This window comes from Pseudomonas sp. SW-3 (assembly GCF_016615645.1).
Lineage (GTDB): Bacteria > Pseudomonadota > Gammaproteobacteria > Pseudomonadales > Pseudomonadaceae > Aquipseudomonas > Aquipseudomonas mandelii.
This window is the reverse complement of the sequence record NZ_CP067098.1, coordinates 3,877,836-3,901,422: the sequence shown is the minus strand read 5'-3', so window position 1 is coordinate 3,901,422 and position 23,587 is coordinate 3,877,836. Positions and strand designations below refer to the sequence as shown.

Below are 23,587 nucleotides of genomic sequence, written 5' to 3'. Positions count from 1 at the left end.
AGCCTGAATTACTGCCCGTTCTTCACCTTGCTCCAGATCCGTGTGCGCACCCGCTCGATGGCCGGCGGCAATGGTTGAAGGGTGAACAATGTCGCCAGTGCTTCGGCCGACGGATAAACAGCGGGGTTGTTGCGGGTCGATTCAGCCACCAGCGGTGTCGCGCTGCGGTTGCCGTTGGGGTAGGACAGGTGATCGCTGACCGGGGCGATGACTTCGGGGCGCATGAGGTAGTCGATGAAGGCCAGGCCTTGCTCTGGATGCGGTGCGTCCTTGAGCAACACCAGCGTGTCGAACCAGACCGGCGCACCTTCCTTCGGCAGGCTATAAGCGATCTTCACGCCATTCTTGGCCTGCTCGGCGTTGGTCTTGGCTTCGAGCATCGCGCCGGACCAGCCCACCGCCACACAAATGTTGCCGTTGGCCAGGTCGCTGATGAACTTCGACGAGTTGAAGTAGGCGATGTGCGGACGCAGCTTGAGCAGCAGTGCTTCGGCCTTTTTGTAGTCCTCGGGGCTGGTGCTGTTCGGCGGCAAGCCCAGGTAGTGCAGGGCGACCGGCAACATCTCCGACGGCGAGTCGAGCATCGCCACCCCGCACTGGCCGAGTTTGGCCAGGTTCTCTTCGTTGAACACCAGGTCCCAGGAATCCACCGGCGCCTTGTCACCCAGTGCGGCACGGACCTTGTCGATGTTGTAGCCGATGCCGTTGGTGCCCCACAGGTACGGCACGGCGTACTGGTTGCCCGGATCGTTGTTGGCCAGTTTCGCCAGCAGCTCGGTGTCCATGTTCTTGAAATCCGGCATCTGTGCGCGAGGCAGTGGTGCCAAGGCGCCGGCCTTGATCAGGGTCGGCAGGCTGAAGTTACTCGCCACCACCACGTCGTACCCGCTGCGGCTGGTGAGCAGTTTGCCTTCCAGCACTTCGGCACTGTCAAAGGTGTCGTAAACCGGCTCGATTCCGGTGTCGCGCTTGAAGTCGTGCAGGGTGGTGGGGCCGATGTAGTCATACCAGTTGTAGACATGAACCGTGGGCCCCTCGGCAGCGACCGCCGACAGCGAAACGCACATACAGGCGCTCAGTCCAAGATTGATCTGTTGACGGCGACGACTCATGATGCGGCACTCCTGGCCTGCTGCAGGCCGGTGATGAACAGGTGCTTGCAGCGTATAGGCAGGCGGGGTACACACCCATTCCCATCATGGGTTACTCGAAAGGGGTAGTGCGTGGACGCGTTGTTGAAAGAGTTGCCGGTGCACCAAGGGCTGGCGCGGGTATTTGACGCGTTGGGTCAGGACGGTTTCTGGCGCGCGCTGGTCGACACGCTGCGGCTGCTGGTGCCGCTGGACAACGCACTGGTGGCGGTGATGCGGGAGGGGCGAGTGCCCCGTTTGCTGATCGACTTCGACTCAAAAGGTGGTGCCACCGAACACGAAGAACTGGTGGACTACAGCGCCGGCATGTACCTGCTCGATCCGTTTTACCAAGCGGCTTGCGCGGGCATTGCCGATGGCCTGCACAGCCTCGACTCGGTGGCTCCCGACCAGTTTCAGCAGAGCGAGTATTACCTGAGCTACTTCCGCTCGGTGGTCGGCGGTGACGAGCTGCAGTTCATGGTCAACATCGACGGCGCCGTGCTCGGCTTATCGCTGGGTCGCTCGACGCGGTTCACGCTTGAAGAGCAAGGGCGGTTGCTGTGCGTGCGCGATTGGGTGCTGTCGGCCATGCGCCGGCACCAGCAATTGATGCCGCCGCAAGGTACGACTGCCGAGGCCGTGGCCGGCGATCTGGCCACCTTGCTGGATCGCTTCGATGCGCGATTGTCAGTACGCGAAGTCGAAACGGCTCGACTGATTCTCCAAGGCTTCTCCAGCAAAGCCATTGCCCAGCAAATGGGCATCTCGCCGGAGACGGTGAAAGTGCATCGACGCAACCTCTATCACAAACTCAATGTGAACGGTCACGGCGAGCTGTTTGCGCTGGTGTTGCAGCCGCGTTGACCCAAGCAGTAGCCTCACACCAGCCCCCCTGTGGGAGCGAGCCTGCTCGCGATGGCGATTTATTATTCAACACAGGTATCGACTGACCCACCGCCATCGCGAGCAAGTCGAATCGTCGCTCCCACAGTCAGCAGCACTCAGTCCTTCAGTGCGAACACCAGCGCCTTCAACCCGCATTCAACATCAGCATCCGGAAACTCCGGCGGATTCTCCAGCCGCCGCTCGAACCGCAAGCCCGGCGCTTCACGCATCACGCCATCGATCAGGAAGTCCGCGCCGAACGCCGGATCGTTCATGCACGCCAGCACCGTCCCTTCGGGGCTGAGTAACTCCGGCAGCCGACGCAGCACGCGCTGGTAATCCTTGGTCAGCAGGAAACTGCCTTTCTGAAAGGACGGTGGATCGATGATGACCAGGTCGTAAGGGCCCTTGCCGATCACCTTGCCCCAGGACTTGAACAAGTCGTGGCCGAGAAAACTCACCTTGCTCATGTCATGGCCATTGAGCCGATGGTTGTCGCGACCACGGTTCAGCGCCGGGCTCGACATGTCCAGGTTGACCACGTGTTCGGCGCCTCCCTCGATGGCGGCGACCGAAAAGCCGCAGGTGTAGGCGAACAGATTCAACACGCGCTTGCCTGCGGCATTGGCCCGCACCCAGTCGCGGCCGTAGCGCATGTCGAGGAACAACCCGGTGTTCTGCTTGCGGCCCAGGTCCACCCGATAACGCAGGCCACCCTCGGTGATGATCAATTCTTCGATCGCTTCCCCAAGCAGCCATTCGGTGGTGCTTTGCAGCAGGTAGCGGTGTTGCAGCAACAGGGTGTGCGCCCCTGATTGTTGCCACTGCGCCGATTCCGTGACCGTCATCAGCAACCGCTTCAAATCTTCCAGCTGCGCCGCTTCAGGCTCCTTGAACAGCGACACCAGCACCACCCCTTGCAGCCAGTCTACGGTCAATTGCTCCAGCCCGGGCCAGCACCGGCCCCGACCATGGAACAGCCGGCGGGTTTCCGCGGGGGCATCGGCCAGGGCGGTCAGCAAATGGTCGTGAAGGGTGGAGAGAGCGTCAGCGTTCATCGGGCAGGGGCCAGCAGTTTGAGGGGGCGGCATTTTAACCACAATTGAGCTGATGGAGGGTTTCGAGGCGGCAAACGATTCAGTGGATTTTTTAGTGCCCGCGTCTAAAGTGGTCGTCGTTTTGCATCTTCAGTCACCCCCATTTTTTAAGCTGAGCGTGACAGTCATCGGTCAATGAACCCATGTGTTCCTTGATGTCATCCCAGCCAATCATGTCCAGAGCATGGCGCGCGCCAACCCGCATTGCCTGCCATTCTTCCTGGGTGAACCGTTCGCCTTCGCGGTACAGCAGCGCAGCATCACTCAAGTGATAGTAGCGAGCTTGCAAGGCTTCCAGTCCCTGACGTAATTCGGGCGTCAGCGGCCCTGCGTAATCCCGAAGAAAAGCGTCGATATACTGGGTGACATCATCGTCAAAACTGCACTCGAGACAGCAACTGATCTCACGCTCCTGTGCCGCCGCCTCAAGGGCTAAAAACTCCAGTGCCGAGCAAAGTTCACCGACAAGGATGATGCATCGGTACTCATCCTGGCCGTACCAGGTCCAGATGTTTGAAGCGATTTTTTCGGACATGGACAACGAGTCTGCCAATTAAGAAGGCGCAAATTTAACATGCGCTCATTCTTTGTAGGCGCCGACCTGATTCTGCAGGACGCCTGATTTCGTCACCTTCCTGTATCAAAAATGAATTTCTGCCGAGTCCGCTGCTCATACCTGTAGGCCGCGGATTTGAGCCCGCGAAATCATTTATGCGATCAGGGAGTGGCAAAGTCATGTGTCCAATACCGACGGCGGGCGAGCAACTTCCTGGCGGGTTGATTCTGGTGGTTGAGGATGACCCGCTGATACTGGAATTTCTCTGTGAAATTCTTCAGGACGAAGGCTTTGTCGTTCACCCACAGGTCAGCGCGGATGCCGCATCGGAATACCTGGAACAACACGCCAACGAGGTCGGTCTGTTGCTCACGGACATCACCATGCCCGGCAAGCTCAACGGTGCGGACCTGGCCAATCAGTTCGGCGATCGCTGGCCCGAAAAGCCGATCATGATCATGTCCGGTTTTGAAACCCCCGAATCCTCCGGGGTGCGGCATGCGGTGTCGTTCATCAAGAAACCCTGGGCGTTGGGGCAACTGCTGGATTGTGTCGCGGGGGCCTTCAAGTCGCGACAGTAAGTGTCGCTCGTGTACATTAACGGACCTGCCTGACACACGAAGGAAGCTCATCCTTGTCTGCACACGAATCCGTTTTTAGTACGCCGTATCGCGCGTTCCTGTTCGATATGGACGGTACTGTCCTCAACTCCATCGCCGCCGCCGAGCGGATCTGGACCACCTGGGCCCTGCGCCACGGCGTGGATGTCGAGTCCTTCCTGCCGACCATTCACGGCGCCCGCGCCATCGACACCATCAACCGTCTGGCGTTGCCTGGGGTGGATGCCGAGGCAGAAGCCAACTGGATTACACAAGCGGAAATCGAAGACGTGGAAGGTATTGTCGAGGTGTCCGGCGCGGCGAACTTCCTCAGGTCTTTGCCAGCCAGGCAATGGGCGATCGTCACCTCTGCACCGAAGGCGCTGGCGTTGCGGCGGATGGCGGCAGCCGGGATTCCTGAGCCTGGTGTCATGATCACGGCCGAAGATGTCAGTGCCGGAAAACCGGATCCTGCGGGCTACCGACTGGCGGCTCAACGGCTGGAAGTCGAGGTGACTGACTGTCTGATCTTTGAAGATGCCGCCGTGGGCATTCTGGCGGCGGAGGCGGCAGGGGCGGATCTTGTGATCATTACCTCGACTCATGACCATCCGATTCAGACGGTGCATGCGACATTGGCCGACTATGACTCCGTTGCGGCGCAAGTGGCTCCCGATAACCATATCCGCCTGCACCCACTCTAATGTGGGAGTGAGCCTGCTCGCGATAGCGGTCTTTCAGTCAAACAGATGCTGGATGTGCCGACGCTATCGCGAGCAGGCTCGCTCCCACATTGGGACTGTGCAGGTTCAATAAATCCCGGGGATCAACCGCCAACTCCGGGCGCAATAAGCCTCATATTCATTCCCGAACTGCGCCTTCAATAACGCCTCTTCCGAATGAATCCGCGCAATCAGCGGAATTACCGTCAGTGCCGCAAGCAACAGCCCGACCCCCGAGCGAAACGCCAGCGCCCAGCCCACGGCGATGACCAACATCCCCAGGTAACTGGGGTTGCGCAAGCGGCGGTAAATCCCTTCGGTCACCAGACTGTGCCCCGGCTGAATCGCCACCAACCCGCTAAACCGCTTGCCCAGCACAAACACCGGCCACAGCCGTAGCGCGCCGCCGAGAATGAACAGTAATGCCCCCACCCAGCGCACGCCTTCACCGCCGAAGGTCCAGAAGTCGATGCGGTCGGTGTAGGCCGGCAGGTACCCGCTCAACAGTCCTATGACGCCGAATGCCGGCAGCACCCAGCGGTTGGCCCGGTCCTCACGTTCCCCTGGGCTCAGATTAACCTCGGTGAACAACGAGGCAACGACCATTACCAAGGTGGCGATAACAACGACCACCAGCGGCGCATGGGTGAAGAACGCCGCAAACCCGCCCAAACCCCACACCGCGAGACCGAGGTAGGCGAGGGTGGAAACGATGGCGAAAAACGCCAGCCTGGCCGAGATTTTCATGGGCACCCATTCCCGCTTTGCACCGATGTCTTCAGTGTAGATGTTCATGCCGATTCGCCGGTTTGGGCTGGCGTCAGGAAACGTTTCGGTCAGGCAAAAGCAGAGGTGCATGGACCGTTTGAATCGGGTCTGCGAGAAAACCCTGGAAGGGGCTGGTGATTCCGATTCACTGGGATGATTTTTTCGAACCGCTGGAAAAAGGGTTACACCCCATGCCCCCCCTGGATGGATTCGTTCAATGTCGCCATGCAGCGATCAATGCCAATGGCCCAGGCCGATGGCGTGGCCCTGCGATTAATGCTGCTGTATAAAACGGTCGATCTGCGGGCGGCGCTTCCCGCACGCTGACGCTCACGCCGTCATCTGCAACCTGGCATTACGCCGAATGACCTGCGGCGGTTGGCCGAACGCCCGGAGGAAGGCTTCGCGCATGCGGCGGCGGTCGGTGAAGCCGGCCTCGGCGGCGATCTGGTCGAGGGTCAGCCGTCCGCGCTCGAGCATTTGCCGCGCCGCCTCCAGGCGCAGATTTTCGATGGCCTTGGCCGGGGACTGCCCGGTCTCGGCGCGGAAGGTGCGGCTGAATTGTCGTGGGCTGAGACGTGCCACTTCCGCCAGTTGCTCCACCGATAACGCCGATGTCAGGTGTTCCCGGGCGTAGCCGAGGACGGTCTGAATGCGGTCGGATTTGGGCTCCAGTTCCAGCAAGGCCGAATGCTGCGACTGACCACCCGCGCGGCGCTGGTACATCACCAGTTTCTGCGCCACCGAACGGGCCACGTCAGCGCCATGATCCTTTTCAACCATCGCCAGCGCCAGGTCGATGCCCGCGGTCATGCCGGCGGAAGTCCAGATGGAACCGTCGACCACGTAAATACGGTCATCTTCCACTTTGATCGAGGGAAACCGCGCTTGCAGGTCCCGCGCATAGGCCCAATGCGTGGTGGCCCGCCGTCCGTCGAGCAGGCCGGCCTGGGCCAGCACGAATGCCCCCGAGCAGATCGACGCCGTGCGCCGGGCGGTTTTCACGCTGTCGCGCAGGTACGCCAACACACCCTCGGGCGCCTGCTCGAGAATCGAATCGCCGCCGACCACGATGACCGTGTCGAACACCCGCTCATCAAACGCCTGGGTGCCGACACTCAAGCCGCCGGAAGCCCGCAGGGAGCGACCCTCCTCAGAGATCACGCTGACCTCGTAAAGCGCTTCGCCAGCGCTGAAGTTGGCGTATTCGAACACCGGCATCGCCGCCAACGCCATGGACTGGAACCCCTCGAAAACCACGAACGCCACGGAAGTCATGATGGTGCCCTCAAAAGCCAATGTCCGAAAAACGTACTTTAAACGTCATTTGAGACGAGCGTGAGTCAATTTATAACAGTTCACACCCGGCGACCTTATCGCCTCACTGTGAAGGAAATTGAACATGGCTCTTTCATCCAAAGGCACTGCACTGATCACTGGCGCTTCTTCGGGCATTGGCGCGGTCTACGCCGACCGTCTCGCCCGGCAGGGTTACGACCTGATTCTGGTCGCCCGCAGCCAGGGCAAACTCAACGCTTTGGCCAATCATCTGAGCAACGAAACCGGCCGTGCTGTGGAAGTGGTTGCTGCCGACCTCAAAGACAAGGCCGGTCTGCTGCGGGTTGAAAGCATTCTGCGCAACGACGCGAGCATCACCTTGCTGGTCAACAATGCCGGTGTTGGTGGCGTGATGCCGTTGCTCGGCAGCCCGGTGGACGACATGGACGCCATGATCAGCCTCAATGTCACCGCGCTGATGCGTCTGTCCTATGCCGTGGTGCCCGGCTTCGTCGCACGGGGCACCGGCACCGTGATCAACATTTCCTCCATCGTCGCAATCGCTCCAGAAATCCTCAACGGCGTTTACGGCGGGACCAAGGCTTTCGTGCTGGGCTTGAGCCAATCGATGCACCACGAACTGGCCGACAAAGGCATACGCGTTCAGGCGGTGTTGCCCGGCGCAACTGCCACGGATTTCTGGAGCGAGGCCGGCAACCCGGTGGAAAACCTGCCACAAGAGATCGTGATGTCCGCCGAGGACATGGTCGATGCGGCGCTGGTCGGCCTGGCGAAGGGTGAAGTGGTGACCATCCCGGGCCTGCACGAGGCTGATAAATGGGACGCTTACGAAGCCCGGCGCCAAGTGCTGTCAGGCTCGTTCGGCCACTCATCGTCGGCACCGCGCTACCGGTAAACCGATAGCCCTGGGGCAGGGTGAACTAAGCTTGGAGAAGGATCGTTCATCACCGGCTCGCCGAAACCTCGACAGGCCGGTGCTGCCAAGGGAGCACACAATGCTTCACATCAGAACGCCTTTGATTCTGCACCTTGGCTTGTCAACGCCGACCCGGCGCATCTGGCTCAAGCTGGAAAACCTGCAACCCAGCGGCTCGTTCAAATTACGCGGCATGGGCCTTCTGTGCAGTCAGGCAAAGGACCAAGGCAAAAGCAAAGTCGTCTGTCCTTCCGGCGGCAACGCCGGTTTTGCCACCGCCATGGCCGCCGCTGCCCTCGGGCTGAAAGCCTGCATTATTGTGCCGCACACCACCCCGGAAACCACCCGTGCCAGGATCAGGAAAACCGGCGCCGAGGTCATCGTTCACGGCAAGGTCTGGGACGAGGCCAACCAACGGGCCAAAGCGCTTTCACAGGATGCGGATACCGAGTACGTGCCCGCCTTCGATCATCCCGTGCTGTGGGAAGGGCACAGCACCCTGATTGATGAAGTCCTCGAGGATTGCCCTCAAGTCGATGCGCTGGTGACGTCGGTAGGGGGCGGTGGATTACTGGCGGGGTTGCTGACAGGTTTGATCCGGCACCATCGCATGGACTGCCGGATCATCACCTGCGAAACCCAAGGAGCAGCCTCCTTTGCCGCCGCTGTCGAGGCCGGACATCCCGTCAGGCTGCCGCGTATCGACACCGTCGCGACATCGCTGGGCGCTGCGAAAGTGGCCGCGTGGCCGGTGCAGCACATCCTCGACTTTCCTCACGAATGCGTGGTGCTCAGTGATGACGAGGCAATCATGGGCGTGGTGCGTTACGCCAACGACCTGCGCCAGTTGGTCGAACCGGCGTGCGGCGTTTCATTGGCGGTGGCATACCTGGACCATCCGGCGATCGCCGAAGCCCATGACGTGGTGATTGTGGTGTGTGGCGGCGTCAGCATCAGCGCGCAGCTGGTGGCCGGGTGGGCGCGCTTGTCCGCGGGGTGAAGCAAAGGGGCAGGGCTGGAGACTATCCGGCTGTCGCGAGCCCCACCGTTACCTTTTCAACCTTCATTGGCCAGCAGCAACGCCTTCGTGGATGAGGATGGCTCTGGCCAGCTCTTCGTCGCTGGCTTCGAGTCCGGGATTTTCCTGGCGAATCTGATTCAACACCGACTCCAGGTACACACCGCGAATCGTACCGCCACTGGCAACGAAGCTGGAGGCGTCATCACGGGCAGGAATCGCCAGTTTGTGGTCCTTGAACGTCGAGTACAGTGATGCGGAAACCCCCGCAGAGGTGGCGACATCGCCGGCGTCCACTTTGGCGAAGGCCGAACCGAAGGGCAAACACAACATGAATGAGGAGATGATAATCAGACGGCGCATAGCAATGTCCTCTGAAGCGTGAAGCAAAAAAAGGAGTACTTCATCATTTAGGATGCCTGGCGAACGTCAGGAGTTCCCTGTGGATGCGTTATCCGCACCTAATCGTTCAAAACCGCAGCGTTGCTCCGGTGGTCAGCCACTGATCCCGTTCCCCCGTCAGGTTGCGGCCCACCACCAGATCGACGTCGATGCGCTCACCGACATGCAACCTTGGCCCGGCCTGCCATGCCTGTTCGCCGCCTTGCTGGCCGTAGCGTTCAGCAATCAGCGTCAGGGAACGGGCCAGGTCGTATTCGACGCCGGTGCCCCAGGTCCAGCGATGGTTTTGCTCGCCATCGTCATAGGCATGGGTCAAGCCGGCATTGAGGTTCAGGCGCAGGGTTTCGAAAGGTTGGTAGGTGAAGGGCAGGTTCAGGTCGACGCCATCGAAGGCGTGGGCCCGATTGAAGGCAAAGTGAGTCGACCCCGCCAGCGCCAATTCAAGGCCAAGGTCTTCCCGGGAGAAAATTTGCGCCTTGAATTGCGGGCTCAACCGGGTTTCCGAGTCCCCGTCGTCGCGGTCGTGCTGCACGGCGGCACCGAGTTGCACGTTGGGCAGGCCTTTGAGCGTGCAGTCCTGTGACACCACGCCGCTGGATGAGCCGTGCCGACCGTTTTGATACCAGGCGTCGATGTTGCATTCGCCGGGCGCATTGATTCCGGCGTCATCCACCGTATATGCACCGCCGGCAGCGTTGGCTTTGGAGATGATGCTGAGCACCGCAATCAGGCTCAGAGTGAGGCTGACGAACAACAGATTGCGGCGCAGGCGCCGGCCTTGAGCGGCTGGCAGGCTGCGCACGAAGGACGCGAATAGACGAGTGGGGTTTTGCATGAAGTTTATCTCGAAGTTATTTGATGGCGGCGGCGGTCAGCCCCCGATCCTCTACCGATAGGGTTTGCAAGCCGGCCGTCCGGGCCCGGGCGACCAACTCTTCGGTGTCTTCGCCGCCGGGCAGGGCGATCACCACGTCAGGTCGGCTGTCGAGCAACATGAAGTGGTTGCGCAGTCGTTCAGCCAACTTGCCGTGGCGCTGCCAGTTGGGCGGGTAGCGCACGATGTCGGCGCCGTGTTCCCGGGCCCACTCTTCGATGTCACCGCCCAGGTATTGATTGCCACCATGGATCAGCACACGCACGGGGTGCAGGCGCTGGAAGGCGTCGAGGACCCGTCGGCACAGACGGCTGTCGGCGTAATAGCGGCCCGCGCAGATCAAGAGGCGCATGAGGAATTCTCCTTGGTCAGGTCGGTGCTCTCGACCGGTTGCTCGCCGGCACGCTCCAGCAGCGGATAGCCCAGGGCGGCGATGTGGTGATGCACGCGGCGGTAATCGCGCAGGACCCGCTGGAAGATGTCGCCGGACTCCGCCCAGGTGTTCTTGTCTTCCTGCAACTTGCGAAAGTGCTCGCGGCTGGCGTGCGCTTCGAGCCTTCTGACCGTCTCCTTGCGATGGATCAAGTGGTGCGCGGTGGGAATGTCTTCACGCAGAAACACGGTGATCGCCAGGCTCAGGCTTTCCAGCAGCGCGTCGTGCAGCGGCGCGATGTTGCCCAGCTCGAACGCCGAGAACTGTTCGCCACGGCGCAAGCGGCGCATGGCCAACTGCGTCAGGCTGCTGGAAAGAATGTCTGCGGCATGTTCGAGGTTGATCACGAACAGCAGGATTTCCTGGGAACGATCGGCATCGCTGTCACTGATGCCTTCCTTGCCGATGTCCGCCAGGTAAGCCCGAATGGCCGCGCCCAGCAGGTCCAGAGACTGATCGACGCGTCGCACTTCATCGGCGCAGGCGGGCACCGAGGTGTGGAACAGCTGCACCAGGCGGCCGAGCATTGCCGAGAGCATGTCGGCCATGCGCAACGCTTCCCGGGCGGCGTTGGACAGGCCGATGTTGGCCACTTCCAGACCCGCTTCGTCGAGGTAGTGCGGCATGCCCGGGTCGACATCCCGCTCGGGGGCCGGCAGCAGATGGGTCAGCCCTTTGGCGAGCACATCGGTCAGGCCGATGAACACCAGCGCCAGCAGCAGATTGAAACCGCTGTGCAGCGACACCACCAACACCGACGGCTCCAGCTTCAGCTCGGCCAGCAGCCCGGCAAACGGCAACACCACCAGGGCACCGACCGCACGCACCAGCAGATTACCCAGCGGCAAGCGCCGGCCGACGCTCGAACCGGCATTGATCACCGAAGGCAGCGCACCGCCAATGTTCACCCCGAGCACCAGCGCGACGAGGGTGGTTCCCGACAGCAGGCCGGTGGCGGCCAGCGAGACGATCAGCAACACCACCGCCACGCTGGAATGGCACAGCCAGGTGAGGATCAGCGCCACCAGCAACGCAATCAGCAGATCGCCGTCCAGGCTCTGCATGATCAGCTGGAAGACCGGCGTGCCTTCGACGTCCGCCAGGGTTGAGCCGAGCATGCGCAGGGCCAACAACATCAGCCCCAGGCCGATCAGCGCACAGCCGACGCTTTCGTAGCGTGAATCATCGCGCAGCCGGAACACCATCAAACCCGCGAGCAACACGATGGGGGTGAGAATTGAAACGTCGACGCTGAGCAGTTGCACCACCAGGGTCGAACCGATATTGGCGCCGAGCATTACCGCCAGCGCCGGCGCCAGCCCCAGGGTCCCGGCGGCCGTAAACGACGTCGCCATCAGGCTGACGGCGGTGCTGCTTTGCAGGATGCCGGTGATGCCGATACCCGACAGCAGCGCCATCCAGCGGTTGTTCAAGTTGTGGCCCAGCCACTGGCGCAGCGGCGTGCCGAAGCCGCGCAACAACGCCGAAGAAATCATGTGAGTGCCCCACAGCAAGAGTGCGATGGAGCCTGCGAGGTTGATCAGTAGAGTCGTTCCCGACATCAGGACTCTCCCTTTTCGATAGGGTTAAGCGCATTCCCCTGTAGGCGTGAGCCTGCTCGCGATAGCGGACTGTCAGCCAACATCAATGTTGAGTGATCCACTGCCTCGCAAGCAGGCTCGCTCCTACAGGGGAGTGTGGTGTTCAGGTGATTTGGGTTTGCCCCCGTACTCCGGGGGCTCAGGCCATCAGAACCACTGCTTGAAGCGGCGGATGTAGATCGTCTTCATGATCTGCGCGAACACGCAGTAGCTGAGCAGGGTGCCCACCAGCCAAGGGAAGTACGCCCACGGCAGCGGTTGCAGGCCGACCAAAGTGCCCAGTGGCGAGAACGGAATATAGATACCCAGCGCCATCACCAACCCGGTCATCAGGATCACCGGCAACGCCGCCGTGCTCTGGAAGAACGGAATCTTCTGCGTGCGCAACATATGCACCACCAGCGTCTGCGACAGCAGCCCCTCGATGAACCAGCCGGACTGGAACAGGCCCTGCATTTCCACGCTGTTGGCGGCGAATACGTACCACATCAGGGCGAAAGTGGTGATGTCGAAGACCGATGAGGTCGGCCCGATCCACAGCATGAAACGGCCAATGTTTTTCGCGTCCCACTTGCGTGGTTTGCGCAGGAAATCCTTGTCCATCTTGTCCCACGGCAGCGACAACTGAGAGATGTCGTACATGAGGTTTTGCAGCAGCAGATGGATCGACAGCATCGGCAGGAACGGAATGAACGCACTGGCCACCAGCACCGAGAACACGTTGCCGAAGTTGGAGCTGGCGGTCATGTTCAGGTACTTCATGATATTGCCGAAGGTCTCGCGGCCCTTGAGCACGCCTTCCTCCAGCACCATCAGGCTCTTCTCCAGCAGAATGATGTCGGCCGATTCCTTGGCGATGTCGGTGCCGCTGTCCACCGAAATGCCGACATCGGCATCGCGCAGGGCAGGGGCGTCGTTGATGCCGTCGCCGAGGAAGCCCACGGTGTGACCATTGGCCTGCAACGCCTTGAGCACCCGGGACTTTTGCAGCGGCGTCAGCTTGGCGAACACCGTGCGTTCTTCGACCCGCAGCTTGAGGGTGGTGTCGTCCATGTTCTCGATGTCTGGCCCGAGCAGCGGCGTACCGGGTTCCAGCCCGACTTCCCGGCAGATCTTGCAAGTCACCACCGCGTTGTCGCCGGTCAGCACCTTGACGGTCACGCCCATGTCGCGCAGCGCGGCAATCGCCGGGCCCGCGGTTTCCTTCGGTGGATCGAGAAAGGTCAGGAAGCCGCGAACCACCAGCTCGCGCTCATCCGCGGTGTTGTACTGGTTTTTGCTTTGCGCTTTCGGGATCTCGCGGGTGGCGACCAGCAGCACCCGGAAACCGTCCTCGTTGTACTCGTTGGCCAGGGCCAGCAGGTCTTTGCGGCGCTGTGCATCGAGTGCCACGACCGTGCCGTTTTCGTGAATGTGGCTGGTGATGCTCAGCATTTCCTCGACCGCGCCTTTGCACACCATCAGGTGATCGTCGCGGCTGTCCTTGACGATGATCGACAGGCGCCGACGGACGAAGTCGAACGGCAACTCATCGACCTTGCTGTAGGCAAACGGCACCCTGAATTTTGGATTGGCGTTGGCGAACTGCACCACCGCCTGGTCCATCAGGTTTTTCAGACCGCTCTGGTGATGGCTGTTGAGCCACGCCAGTTCGAGGAGCGTGTCGTCGCGCCGGCCGTTGCTGTCGACGTGGTGCTCAAGGATGATCTTGTCCTGGGTCAGGGTGCCGGTCTTGTCGGTGCACAGCACGTCCATCGAACCGAAGTTCTGGATCGCATTGAGGCGCTTGACCACCACTTTGCGCTTGGCCATGGCCATCGCGCCTTTGGCCAGGTTGGCGCTGACAATCATCGGCAGCATTTCCGGGGTCAGGCCGACCGCGACTGCCAGCGCAAACAGGAACGCGTCACTCCAGTCGCCCTTGGAGAAGCCGTTGAGCAGGAACACGATCGGCACCATGACCAGCATGAAGCGGATCAACAACCAACTGACGCTGTTCACCCCGCGGTCGAAGGCCGTTTGCACCCGCGAACCGACAATCGCTTTGGCCAGCGAGCCGAAGTAGGTACGCGGGCCGGTTGCGACCACCACCGCTTTGGCCGTGCCGCTGACCACGTTGGTGCCCATGAAGCAAATGTTCGGCAGGTCCAGCAGGTTGGATTGATCGGCAGCGCTGCGGGTCGCCGACTTCTGTGCGACGTCGCCCAGGGTGTCGTACTTCTCGACAGGCAAGGCTTCGCCGGTCAGCACCGCCTGGCTGATGAACAGGTCGCGGGATTCGATCAGGCGGATGTCCGCCGGGATCATGTCCCCGGCGCTGAGCTGAACGATGTCGCCGGCCACCAGTTCGCGCATCGGCACTTCGCGCAGCACCGGGGTGTTGCCGTTTTGTCCGCGTCGCAGCACGGTTGCGGTGGTGCGCACCATGGCTTTGAGGGCTTCGGCGGATTTGGCCGAGCGGTATTCCTGCCAGAACCGCAGCAGGCTGCTCAGGGTAACCATGGTCATGATAATGATGACTTTGGTCAGGTCCGCTTCGTCGCCTTCGCCCTGGCTGATCGGCAGCCAGTAATCGGTGAAGAAACTGATGCCTGCCAGGGTCAGCAGGACATAGATGAAGGGATTGTTCAGGGCCTTGAGCAGTTGGACGATGGCGTGAGGCGGCTTGTCGTGGGCGACCTCGTTATAGCCTGCGCGGGCTAGCCGGCCTTCGGCCTCGAGTTCAGTCAAACCGTCAGGGGTGGCGTTGAGATTGGCGAGGGTCACGGTCAGGTTGTTTTGCGCTTCCCGGGCGGCGCGCATCGACAGTTTGGCGTTATCGCTGCTGGCGCCTTTGGCGCGAGTATTCGGCGTTTTTACAGTCGTCATTGTGTGTGCTCCTGCCGCCGTCTTGCGGCACGACACACGGCTCGCTCAACTATTCATAGGCGAGCGAATGTAGGTCGAGTCGCAAACAGGCGATCAATTTCGAAAGTGTTGTTTTCTTGTGTTTTAACGTTCGCTGCGTATCAATGAAAAGTTGATGCGCAGCGAACCGTCTACTGGCTTCGTCCATAATTAACTCCGATAACTTTGTGTTTTAACAGGCAATAAGAAGTTGCCGAATTCCCTATCAAGGAAAACGCTGGGGAAGAACTTTAAAGTGTCTTCAGGTCAACTGAATGCGCGGGGCTCGAGGGTAAGGCCGAGCATCCGCGCGATGCGCCGACTCGGTGGTTCCTGGCTGTCGTCGAAGCTCCAGCGTTGCTGAAGCCGACCCGTCATCGGGCAGACGCGCCAGTTGGCACGAGGGTGTGCCTTGGCAGGGGCAGAAGGGGTGGAAAACGGGGCGCTGACCCAAGTCGTCAACAGGCGTTCACGGCACAGCTTGACCCGCATGGTCGATGCAAAGGCGCGCACGCCCGGCATTACGGTGGTTTTGAAGTTCATAACATGCCTCTGGACCGGACGGACGCCGGTGAGGCAAGTTACGGTGGAGCATCAAGCTCTAGCGCAGCTCACCCGACCGAAAAATCGAGTCCCGTCATTTACTGGGTTATGTGCCAGGCTCCGCGAATTCGCAGTGACCCGACAGCGACTAGATACTGTGTCCATTGGATTCTTTTGTGAGTTGAAAAAAGGCCTTCGTCGAAGGCCCGGGCAATTTACTCAGGGAGGTGGGTGAAGTCAACTGCCAATACCCGCCAAATACCAAGATGAATGGGGAAAACATCGAAACTTGATATTGAAGTTAGAACTGGTTCAGCTAATTGACAGTTAGTTGCATACGAAATGGCTGCCAGCCCCCTAATGGCCCTCCGGCTTACAACATTCCCTGTAGGAGTGAACCTGCTCGCGACAGCGGTCTGTCAGCCGACGTCGATGCTGGCTGACCCGCCGCTGTCGCGAGCAGGCTCACATCCCACCGATGGCACTCGTGATAATCCAGAACAATTGTATTGCCCATCCCTGTCTGTTTCGGCAAGGACGGGCTGCGTACCTTGGGTCCACTGCAACCTCACAAGGACCCGCTCATGCTGACCCGATTGGTACTGCCGTTTGCCCTGTTGTTCACCTTCCATGCCGCCCATGCGGCGGATAGCGAAAAATGGTATCCCTCGAAATACGGCGCCAACGATGAAATCGGCGCGCTGAATCTGTTAAACGCCGAGTCGGTGATCAACGCCTCCAAATTGATCAAGAGCGGCAAAACCTATCCGCTGGCCGTGCCCATCGACAAGACTCTGCCAGCCTTCCGTCACCGCAGTTTTCACCTGACCAACATCCAGCCGGGCGAGGCGGGTGGCACCACCATGGGGCCTAACAAGTTCACCTTTAACGATGAACTGGTGGTCGGCTGGACCGGTGTCGGCACCCAACTCAACGGCATCGGCCATATCGGCATCGACAATGTCTACTACAACGGCAACCGTGCGGCGGACTTCGTCACCGTCGAAGGCGTGAAAAAACTCGGCATCGAAAAAGTCCCGCCCATCGTCACCCGTGGCGTGGTGCTGGACATGACCGCCGTGTACGGCAGCGCCATCGTGCCGGAGAAAACCGAGTTCAGCGTTGCCGACATCCAGAAGGCACTGGACCTGCAAGGCATCAGCATCCAGAAGGGCGACGTGGTGCTGTTCAACACCGGTTGGCTGGAACTGCTGGGCAAGGACAACGAGAAATTCCTCGCCGTGGAGCCGGGCATCGGCATGGCGGCGGCCAAATGGTTGGCGGACAAGCAGATCGTCGCGTTCGGCGGCGACACCTGGGCCTCGGAGATCTACCCGGCGAAAGACGGCAAGGAGTTCCCGGTCAACCAGTTCATGCTGGCGAAGAACGGCATCTACAACCTTGAATTGATCGACAGCCGCGCGCTGGTGAAGGACAAGGCCTGGGAGTTCATGTTCGTCCTCGGACAGCCGCTGTACAAGGGCTCGACCCAGGTCAACATCAACCCGGTCGCGATTCACTGACACCTGGTGCCACCGATGACGGGCGGGGGATGACGAATACTCATCCCCTGGCCCGTTGTTGTCATTTGTTGCCCATCAGCCCGGCCAATAGAGTGAAGCGTGCGCCTTCGGCGTACCCCTTCAATTCGAATGATCGCCTGCCGAACGCCGGCGAGGGAGTTTTTGATGTCCGCTATTTTGGGCCAGCAGTTTATCGACGGGCAGCGCAGCGCTCTGGGCGGCGAAACGTTGCAGAGTTTCGACGCCAGCACCGGGCAAGCACTGCCCTATGTTTTTCATCAGGCCAATGATCAGGAAGTCGCGCTGGCAGTGACGGCCGCCTCGCGAGCTTTTGCCCCGTTTCGTCAGCTGTTGCCGTTACGACGTGCGGAGTTTCTTGGCGCAATAGCTGATGAAATCGATGCGCTGGGTGACGATTTTATCGCCTTGGTGTGCCAGGAAACCGCCTTGCCCGAAGGGCGGATTCGCGGTGAGCGCAATCGCACCACGGGCCAGTTACGCTTGTTTGCGCAGGTGTTGCTCCGGGGTGATTTTCTCGGTGCGCGGATCGATCAGGCTCAGCCCGAACGCACACCGTTGCCGCGCCAGGACATCCGTCAGTACCGCATCGGCGTCGGCCCGGTCGCCGTGTTTGGAGCGAGCAATTTCCCACTGGCGTTTTCCACTGCCGGTGGCGATACCGCTTCTGCGCTGGCCGCCGGTTGCCCGGTGGTGTTCAAGGCCCACAGCGGGCACATGGCGACCGCGGACCGCGTGGCCAGCGCCATCGTGCGCGCGGCACAGCGCACCGGCATGCCTTCGGGCGTGTTCAACATGATTTACGGCGCGGGTGTCGGCCAGGGGTTGGTCAAGGCCGATGGCATCAAGGCCGTCGGTTTCACCGGTTCATTGAAGGGCGGTCGAGCCTTGTCCGACCTGGCCGCCGCGCGCCCGCAACCGATCCCGGTGTTCGCCGAGATGTCGAGCATCAACCCGGTGATCCTGCTGCCTGAGGCGCTGAACACCCGTGGCAGCCAAGTCGCCGAGGAACTGACCGCGTCGATCAACCTGGGCTGCGGCCAGTTCTGCACCAGCCCCGGACTGATCATCGGCCTGCACTCGCCGCAGTTCAGCGAGTTCCTGGACGTATTCGCGCAAAACATGGGCAGCCAACCGGCCCAGACCATGCTCAACACTGGCGCCCTGAACAGCTATCGCGCAGGTCTTCAACACATCGTGGCCCACGAACGGGTCGATCACCTCGCCGGTCAGCCGCAGGGCAAATCCAAGGCGCAACCGCAGCTGTTCAAGGCCGACGTACAGTTGTTGCTCGACGGCGATCCGTTGTTGCAGGAAGAGATCTTCGGCCCGGCCACGGTGGTGGTGGAGGTCGCAGACCGGCACCAACTGCGCGCCGTGCTCGGCAGTTTGCACGGTCAACTGACCGCCACGCTGATTGCCGATCCGGCGGACCTGGATCGCTTCGGCGAGCTGTTGCCGCTACTCGAAGACAAGGTCGGACGCTTGCTGCTCAACGGCTACCCGACCGGCGTCGAGGTCAGTGATGCGATGGTGCATGGCGGACCCTATCCAGCCACTTCGGATGCCCGCGGCACCTCAGTCGGCACCTTGGCCATTGATCGCTTCCTGCGGCCGGTCTGCTACCAGAACTATCCTGATGAGTACCTGCCCCAGGCGCTGCAAAACGCTAACCCGCTGAGCCTCAATCGACTGGTCGATGGCCAGTGGAGCAGGGCGCCCCTGAGCTAACCACTTTGCCCACGTCGGCAAATGGCGGCGTGGGCCTGACGGATTTGTCCATTGAATCGAGCACACACCGATATGGTTCCTTCACTTGGCAGCATCGCTTCGCGGCTTCGACTCAAACAACTGCGGTTGCTGATCGCGCTGGACGATCGTGGCTCGTTGCACAAGGCCGCCGAGCACATTTCGATTTCCCAGTCCGGCGCCACCAAGGCCTTGCACGAAGTCGAGTCGTTGCTTGGGATGCCGCTGTTCGAACGTCAGCCCAAGGGCCTGGTTGCTAATGAAATGGGCCGTTGCATGATTCGGTATGCACGGCTGATCTACAGCGACGTCGAACATTTGCGCGAGGAAATGCTCAGCATCATGCAGGGCCAGGGCGGGCGGTTGTCGGTAGGCGTGATCATGGGCGCGGTGCCGTTGCTGACCCGGGCCCTGAGCGAATTAAGGCTCAAGCAGCCGGAGTTGTCCGTGGAACTGGTGGAAAACACCAGCGCCACCTTGCTCGGTTTGCTGGATCAAGGGCGGCTGGACCTGGCGATCTGTCGCACCAGCGTCGGCCAGCGCTCGGACGCTTATGACTGCATCGAACTCAGCGAAGAGCCCTTGGCGGTGGTCGCCAGCAAAGACCATCCGTTGGCCCGTGCCGAGTCGTTGCAGTTGTCGCAACTGAGCGATTACCGCTGGGTGGTCTACCCCAAGGACATGCCGATGCGCCAGGCCCTGGAGCGTGAGTTAAATGAGGCGGGGCTGGAGATTCCGCGTTATCCGCTGGAAACCTCATCGACCTTCGCCACCATTCTGTTGGTGCAGCAGGACCCGACCTTGCTGGCGGTGATCCCGGTGGAAGTCGCGCAATTCTGCGAGCAACACGATTTGCTGGTGAAATTGCCGGTGTCCATGCGCGCGTTGATCGAGCCTTATGGTGTGATCAGCCGGGCCGGCGCCGACCTGTCTCCGGCAGCGACCCTGCTGATCAACGAGCTGAAGCAGGACCTGACTACTTGATCACAATCGGATTCACTGGCGCACCGGTCCCGCCGACAATCTTCAACGGCGCGGCGGTGTAGAGGAACTGCCACTGGCCGTCTTCGGCGCAATCTGTGGCCAGGTCGTCGAGCAGCGCCACTTCGGTGAAGGTCACGCCGAGGTTGCGCATTAAGGCATTGTGCAGCGGGATCAGCACGCCCGAGGTGGGGTCGACCGCCACTTCGTTGGCCATGGTGTCGGTCACCAGGTTGGGAATTTCCATCTGGTGAAACCACTCCACCAGTTCGCGGCTGAAGGTCAGGCCCGGCTCGGCGAAGTCCTTATAGAACTCTTCCGGTTCGCGCTCATAGAACGAGCCGATCCAACCCGTGCGGATGATCAGGATGTCGCGCTTCTGGATCTCGATGCCCTGGGCTTTTGCTGCGGCCAACAGGTCCAGGTGGTTGAAGGTTTCCCCCTTGTCCAGCACCGCTTTGCCGCGATGGCGCGCCATGTCGATCAGCACCGCGCGGCCGACAATTCCGCGTTCGGCAATCGGCAGGATGCTGGCCTTGTCCATGCTGCCGATGGTGCTCATGGCGTCGTAGCCGTTCCACAGTTTGTTGTCGTGCCAGACGTGGCCGAGCGCATCGTATTGGGTCGAGCCTTGCAGGTGCATGAAGATCACATCGTCGGCGTATTCCACGTGACCGTCAAAGTGGGTCTTGCCCGCCAGGAAGTGGCCCTTGTCCAGCACGTTGACACGCATCGACGGGCGTCGGCCGGGCCACAACGGCTCGCCCTTGGGATGGCCGATCTGCACTTGCAGGGTGAAGGTCTTGCCTTGGCGCACCGAGGCGATGCCCCGGAGGATCTCGGCGCTTTGCAGGTAATTCAGGGCCCCGACTTCATCGTCCGGCCCCCATTTGCCCCAGTTAGTGGGCAGGCCTTCGAGCAAGGCCTTGATGTCGGGAGATCGGTCGGCGGCGGTATTGTTGGGATTGTGGTCGCACATGAGGTTGTCCTTGGTTTGAGCCGATTCGGCAGGCCAGTACAAATCCCCGTGTGGGAGCGAGCCTGCTCGCGATGGGGAGTGCCAGTTAACCTTGATGCGTCTGACATACCGCTATCGCGAGCAGGTTCGCTCCCACAGGGGTTTATTTGATCGGGGAGAAATCGGCGGCGATCAGCAGTTTCGATTCCATCTTTTCCAGCATCGGGAACGCTTTCGGCACGAAACCCTCTAGCCAGTCAGGGTCCTGATACAGCGCGGCCCGTTTCTTGATCCGGTCATCAAGGCTCTCGTAGGCCCAGATGTGGATCACCTGATTCAGCTCGCCGATTTCGGTGTACCACCAACCCACCAGCGTGGTGTAGCGGGAGATCACGGGTAGCCCGGCCTCCTCGAAGTGCTTGAGGTAGGTCTGCATTTTTCCGATTTGAATCGTGTAGGTGCGCATTTCGTAAAACATGGGCGTGTTCTCTTCAGGAATGAATGCCGTGCCAGGCGTTGCTGATGATTCGCTCAATGTCGGCGGCGGTGGTCAGGCGTGGGTTGACCAGCACGTTGCCGCTGCGCATCGAGTCACTGACCATTTGCGGCATGTAATCCAGGTCCACGCCCAGGTCCTTGATGTTGTCGGGAATGCCGATGGCCTTGTTCAGCGCCACCACGTGGTCCACCACTTTGTGCCCGGCGCGGGCCAGGCTCAGGCCGTCGATGTCTTCGCCCATGGCGATGGCAATCTCGCGAAACAGCTCCGGGCAGGCCGCCAGGTTGTATTCGATGACGTAGGGCAGCAGCGTGGCGTTGGCGATGCCGTGGGGAATGTTGAAGACGCCGCCGAAGGTATGGGAGATCGCATGCACGTTGCCCAGTTTCGATTGGGCGAAGGCCACGCCCGCGAGGAACGACCCAAGCAGCATCTGTTCCCGGGCGTGCAGGTCGGAGCCGCTGAAAAATGCCTTGGGCAGGTGCGTGCAGATCATCTTGATCGCTTGCAGCGCCAGGGCCTGGCTGACCGGGTTGGCCTGCTTCGACACGTAGGATTCGATGGCGTGGGTCAAGGCGTCCATGCCCGTCGCAGCGGTGATCGACGGTGGAAGTTTGAGCGTCAGCTCGGCGTCGAGAATCGCCAGTTTCGGAAACAGCGCCGGGCTGATGATCACGGTTTTGAACAGGGTCTTGGTGTTGGTGAACACGGTGGAGGCGGTGCATTCGCTGCCAGTGCCGGAGGTGGTCGGGATCGCGAAGATCGGCAGGGGTGGGTGCAGCAGTTTGTCGTAGCCCTCGTAGTCGAGGATGTTGCCGGGGTTGGTGGCCATGGCTGCCACGCCCTTGGCGGTGTCGATGCTGCTGCCGCCACCGACACCGATCACCGAGTCACAGTCGTGGTTTTTCAGGAAGGCCACGGCTCGTTCCAGCACGTCGGTGGTGGGGTTCGGTTCGACGCCGGAAAACACTTCATAGCCGATGTCACTCTCGGCCAGGGAGGCGAAAAAACCTTCCATCACGCCCGACGCCATCAGCCCTGCGTCAGTGACCACCAGCAGTTTTTTCCGAACATGGGGCTTGAGCAATGCACCGGCCTGACGCACCAGGCCGTTGCCGCTTTTCAAAGTGGTGGGGAAATAAAACTGGAACGGGTTCATGGGTTTCTCCGGTTCTTATTGGTCCGCAGACAGTAATAAGCGTGGGAGGCGGCCGATAATGAAAAGGTCTGATCCGCCGATCACCCTTTGTCATCCCACGGCGAGGCGGGTCCTGGTGGTAACGTGAGGTTTTCCAACCGTCAGGAGCATCGTCATGGATTTGGGTATTTCAGGTCGCTGGGCCATCGTCTGCGCCGCCAGCAAGGGCCTGGGTCTGGCCTGTGCGCGGGCCTTGGCGAAGGAGGGCGTCAACCTGGTGATCAACGCCCGGGGTGACGAAACCTTGCAAGCTGCCGCTACAGGATTGCGCAGCCTGGCGCCGGGCATCGACGTGCGCACGGTGGCCGGGGACATCAGCACGCCCGCAGTGCGCGACCAGGTGTTGGCGGCATGTCCGCAGGTGGACATCCTGATCAACAACGCCGGCGGACCGCCTCCGGGAGACTTCCGTGACTGGCAGCGCGACGACTGGCTGAAGGCGCTGGATGCCAACATGCTCACGCCCATCGAGCTGATCAAGGCCTGCGTCGATGGCATGGCCGAGCGCGGTTTCGGGCGTATCGTCAACATCACCTCCGGCGCGGTGAAGGCGCCAATCGATGTGTTGGGACTGTCCAACGGCGCACGCAGTGGCCTGACCGGTTTTATCGCCGGGCTTGCACGCCAGTCGCGGCTGGCCGGGCATAACGTGACGATCAACAATCTGCTGCCGGGACCGTTCGAGACCGAGCGTTTGCACAAGACCCTGAGCGCCGCCGCCGAGGCCAATGGCACCAGCGTCGAAAGCATCAGCGAACAGCGGCGCAAGCACGTGCCGGCCCAGCGCTTCGGGCAACCCGATGAGTTCGGCGCCTACTGCGCGTTCATCTGCAGCGCCAATGCCGGTTTCCTCACCGGGCAAAACCTGCTGCTGGACGGCGGCAGTTACCCCGGGACGTTCTGATCTTTTCGGGGGATGACGTTTGGTG

At 60.9% G+C, this 23,587-nt stretch carries 24 protein-coding genes; 10 read left to right on the top strand and 14 right to left on the bottom strand.

Features of this window, described 5'->3' with window-relative positions; all coding sequences use genetic code 11:
- Positions 1-8: 8 nt before the first annotated feature.
- Positions 9-1,112 carry an extracellular solute-binding protein gene (locus tag JIO00_RS17385; protein WP_200666419.1) on the bottom strand — a complete coding sequence of 368 codons (1,104 nt, stop codon included), beginning with the start codon at positions 1,110-1,112 and terminating at the stop codon, positions 9-11.
- Between the two features lie 111 nt (positions 1,113-1,223).
- Here JIO00_RS17385 and JIO00_RS17380 point away from each other — a divergent pair, with 111 nt between their 5' ends.
- The gene (locus tag JIO00_RS17380) at positions 1,224-1,997 is read left to right on the top strand and encodes a helix-turn-helix transcriptional regulator (protein ID WP_200666417.1); all 774 of its coding nucleotides are present in this window, start codon (positions 1,224-1,226) and stop codon (positions 1,995-1,997) included.
- 137 nt (positions 1,998-2,134) lie between these two features.
- Here JIO00_RS17380 and JIO00_RS17375 read toward each other — a convergent pair whose 3' ends face one another.
- Together JIO00_RS17375 and JIO00_RS17370 are read right to left on the bottom strand one after the other, a co-directional pair.
- Positions 2,135-3,076, bottom strand: coding sequence for a class I SAM-dependent methyltransferase (locus JIO00_RS17375; RefSeq protein ID WP_200666416.1), 942 nt, complete (start codon positions 3,074-3,076; stop codon positions 2,135-2,137).
- A gap of 133 nt (positions 3,077-3,209) precedes the next feature.
- Complete coding sequence (locus tag JIO00_RS17370) at positions 3,210-3,650, bottom strand: hypothetical protein (RefSeq protein WP_200666414.1); 441 nt, start codon at positions 3,648-3,650, stop codon at positions 3,210-3,212.
- Between the two features lie 200 nt (positions 3,651-3,850).
- On the opposite strand from JIO00_RS17370, the gene JIO00_RS17365 reads away from it, so the two are divergent.
- Both JIO00_RS17365 and JIO00_RS17360 read left to right on the top strand, forming a co-directional pair.
- On the top strand, positions 3,851-4,252 hold the full coding sequence (locus JIO00_RS17365; protein WP_200666412.1) for a response regulator: 402 nt from the start codon (positions 3,851-3,853) through the stop codon (positions 4,250-4,252).
- 53 nt (positions 4,253-4,305) lie between these two features.
- Positions 4,306-4,974 carry an HAD-IA family hydrolase gene (locus tag JIO00_RS17360; protein WP_200666410.1) on the top strand — a complete coding sequence of 223 codons (669 nt, stop codon included), beginning with the start codon at positions 4,306-4,308 and terminating at the stop codon, positions 4,972-4,974.
- 105 nt (positions 4,975-5,079) lie between these two features.
- On the opposite strand, the gene JIO00_RS17355 is transcribed toward JIO00_RS17360, so the two are convergent.
- On the bottom strand, positions 5,080-5,739 hold the full coding sequence (locus JIO00_RS17355) for a methyltransferase family protein (RefSeq protein ID WP_109636092.1): 660 nt from the start codon (positions 5,737-5,739) through the stop codon (positions 5,080-5,082).
- A gap of 225 nt (positions 5,740-5,964) precedes the next feature.
- Between JIO00_RS17355 and JIO00_RS29965 the strand changes: the two genes are divergently transcribed.
- Positions 5,965-6,087 carry a hypothetical protein gene (locus JIO00_RS29965; RefSeq protein WP_267912093.1) on the top strand — a complete coding sequence of 41 codons (123 nt, stop codon included), beginning with the start codon at positions 5,965-5,967 and terminating at the stop codon, positions 6,085-6,087.
- A 3-nt stretch (positions 6,088-6,090) separates the two neighbouring features.
- Here JIO00_RS29965 and JIO00_RS17350 read toward each other — a convergent pair whose 3' ends face one another.
- A complete protein-coding gene (locus JIO00_RS17350) occupies positions 6,091-7,038 on the bottom strand; it encodes a GlxA family transcriptional regulator (protein WP_200666409.1) in 948 nt (315 codons plus the stop codon).
- A 124-nt stretch (positions 7,039-7,162) separates the two neighbouring features.
- Between JIO00_RS17350 and JIO00_RS17345 the strand changes: the two genes are divergently transcribed.
- Together JIO00_RS17345 and JIO00_RS17340 are read left to right on the top strand one after the other, a co-directional pair.
- Entirely contained in the window at positions 7,163-7,954 is a 792-nt protein-coding gene (locus JIO00_RS17345; RefSeq protein ID WP_200666407.1) for an SDR family NAD(P)-dependent oxidoreductase, read from the top strand.
- A 100-nt stretch (positions 7,955-8,054) separates the two neighbouring features.
- A complete protein-coding gene (locus tag JIO00_RS17340; RefSeq protein WP_200666405.1) occupies positions 8,055-8,975 on the top strand; it encodes a pyridoxal-phosphate dependent enzyme in 921 nt (306 codons plus the stop codon).
- 63 nt (positions 8,976-9,038) lie between these two features.
- On the opposite strand, the gene JIO00_RS17335 is transcribed toward JIO00_RS17340, so the two are convergent.
- The 6 genes from JIO00_RS17335 to JIO00_RS17310 all read right to left on the bottom strand — a co-directional run bounded on the left by JIO00_RS17335 (position 9,039) and on the right by JIO00_RS17310 (position 15,732).
- A complete protein-coding gene (locus JIO00_RS17335) occupies positions 9,039-9,356 on the bottom strand; it encodes a DUF2388 domain-containing protein (protein ID WP_083376481.1) in 318 nt (105 codons plus the stop codon).
- A 106-nt stretch (positions 9,357-9,462) separates the two neighbouring features.
- On the bottom strand, positions 9,463-10,230 hold the full coding sequence (locus tag JIO00_RS17330; RefSeq protein WP_200666403.1) for a hypothetical protein: 768 nt from the start codon (positions 10,228-10,230) through the stop codon (positions 9,463-9,465).
- A gap of 16 nt (positions 10,231-10,246) precedes the next feature.
- Entirely contained in the window at positions 10,247-10,621 is a 375-nt protein-coding gene (locus JIO00_RS17325) for an SLOG family protein (RefSeq protein ID WP_010455279.1), read from the bottom strand.
- Positions 10,609-12,264 (bottom strand): Na/Pi cotransporter family protein, encoded by a 1,656-nt coding sequence (locus JIO00_RS17320; RefSeq protein ID WP_102595061.1) that lies wholly within the window; start codon positions 12,262-12,264, stop codon positions 10,609-10,611. Before JIO00_RS17320 ends, JIO00_RS17325 begins: the two co-directional genes overlap by 13 nt.
- A 186-nt stretch (positions 12,265-12,450) precedes the next feature.
- On the bottom strand, positions 12,451-15,171 hold the full coding sequence (gene mgtA, locus JIO00_RS17315) for a magnesium-translocating P-type ATPase (RefSeq protein WP_200666401.1): 2,721 nt from the start codon (positions 15,169-15,171) through the stop codon (positions 12,451-12,453).
- Positions 15,172-15,456: 285 nt separating this feature from the next.
- Entirely contained in the window at positions 15,457-15,732 is a 276-nt protein-coding gene (locus tag JIO00_RS17310) for a hypothetical protein (protein WP_200666399.1), read from the bottom strand.
- A gap of 584 nt (positions 15,733-16,316) precedes the next feature.
- Between JIO00_RS17310 and JIO00_RS17305 the strand changes: the two genes are divergently transcribed.
- The 3 genes from JIO00_RS17305 to JIO00_RS17295 all read left to right on the top strand — a co-directional run bounded on the left by JIO00_RS17305 (position 16,317) and on the right by JIO00_RS17295 (position 20,006).
- Positions 16,317-17,255 carry a cyclase family protein gene (locus tag JIO00_RS17305; RefSeq protein WP_200666397.1) on the top strand — a complete coding sequence of 313 codons (939 nt, stop codon included), beginning with the start codon at positions 16,317-16,319 and terminating at the stop codon, positions 17,253-17,255.
- A 165-nt stretch (positions 17,256-17,420) separates the two neighbouring features.
- On the top strand, positions 17,421-19,004 hold the full coding sequence (locus tag JIO00_RS17300) for an aldehyde dehydrogenase (NADP(+)) (protein ID WP_200666395.1): 1,584 nt from the start codon (positions 17,421-17,423) through the stop codon (positions 19,002-19,004).
- A 72-nt stretch (positions 19,005-19,076) separates the two neighbouring features.
- Complete coding sequence (locus tag JIO00_RS17295) at positions 19,077-20,006, top strand: LysR family transcriptional regulator (RefSeq protein WP_010455268.1); 930 nt, start codon at positions 19,077-19,079, stop codon at positions 20,004-20,006.
- On the opposite strand, the gene JIO00_RS17290 is transcribed toward JIO00_RS17295, so the two are convergent.
- The 3 genes from JIO00_RS17290 to JIO00_RS17280 form a co-directional block, all read right to left on the bottom strand.
- On the bottom strand, positions 19,999-20,982 hold the full coding sequence (locus tag JIO00_RS17290) for a cyclase family protein (protein ID WP_200666393.1): 984 nt from the start codon (positions 20,980-20,982) through the stop codon (positions 19,999-20,001). The two genes, JIO00_RS17295 and JIO00_RS17290, sit on opposite strands and share 8 nt — an antisense overlap.
- Positions 20,983-21,124: 142 nt before the next feature.
- Positions 21,125-21,439 (bottom strand): NIPSNAP family protein, encoded by a 315-nt coding sequence (locus tag JIO00_RS17285; protein WP_077749436.1) that lies wholly within the window; start codon positions 21,437-21,439, stop codon positions 21,125-21,127.
- Positions 21,440-21,452: 13 nt separating this feature from the next.
- Positions 21,453-22,619: an iron-containing alcohol dehydrogenase gene (locus tag JIO00_RS17280; protein ID WP_083376489.1), complete on the bottom strand. Its 1,167-nt coding sequence runs from the start codon at positions 22,617-22,619 to the stop codon at positions 21,453-21,455.
- A 154-nt stretch (positions 22,620-22,773) separates the two neighbouring features.
- Between JIO00_RS17280 and JIO00_RS17275 the strand changes: the two genes are divergently transcribed.
- Complete coding sequence (locus tag JIO00_RS17275) at positions 22,774-23,562, top strand: SDR family oxidoreductase (protein WP_200666391.1); 789 nt, start codon at positions 22,774-22,776, stop codon at positions 23,560-23,562.
- Positions 23,563-23,587 lie beyond the last annotated feature (25 nt).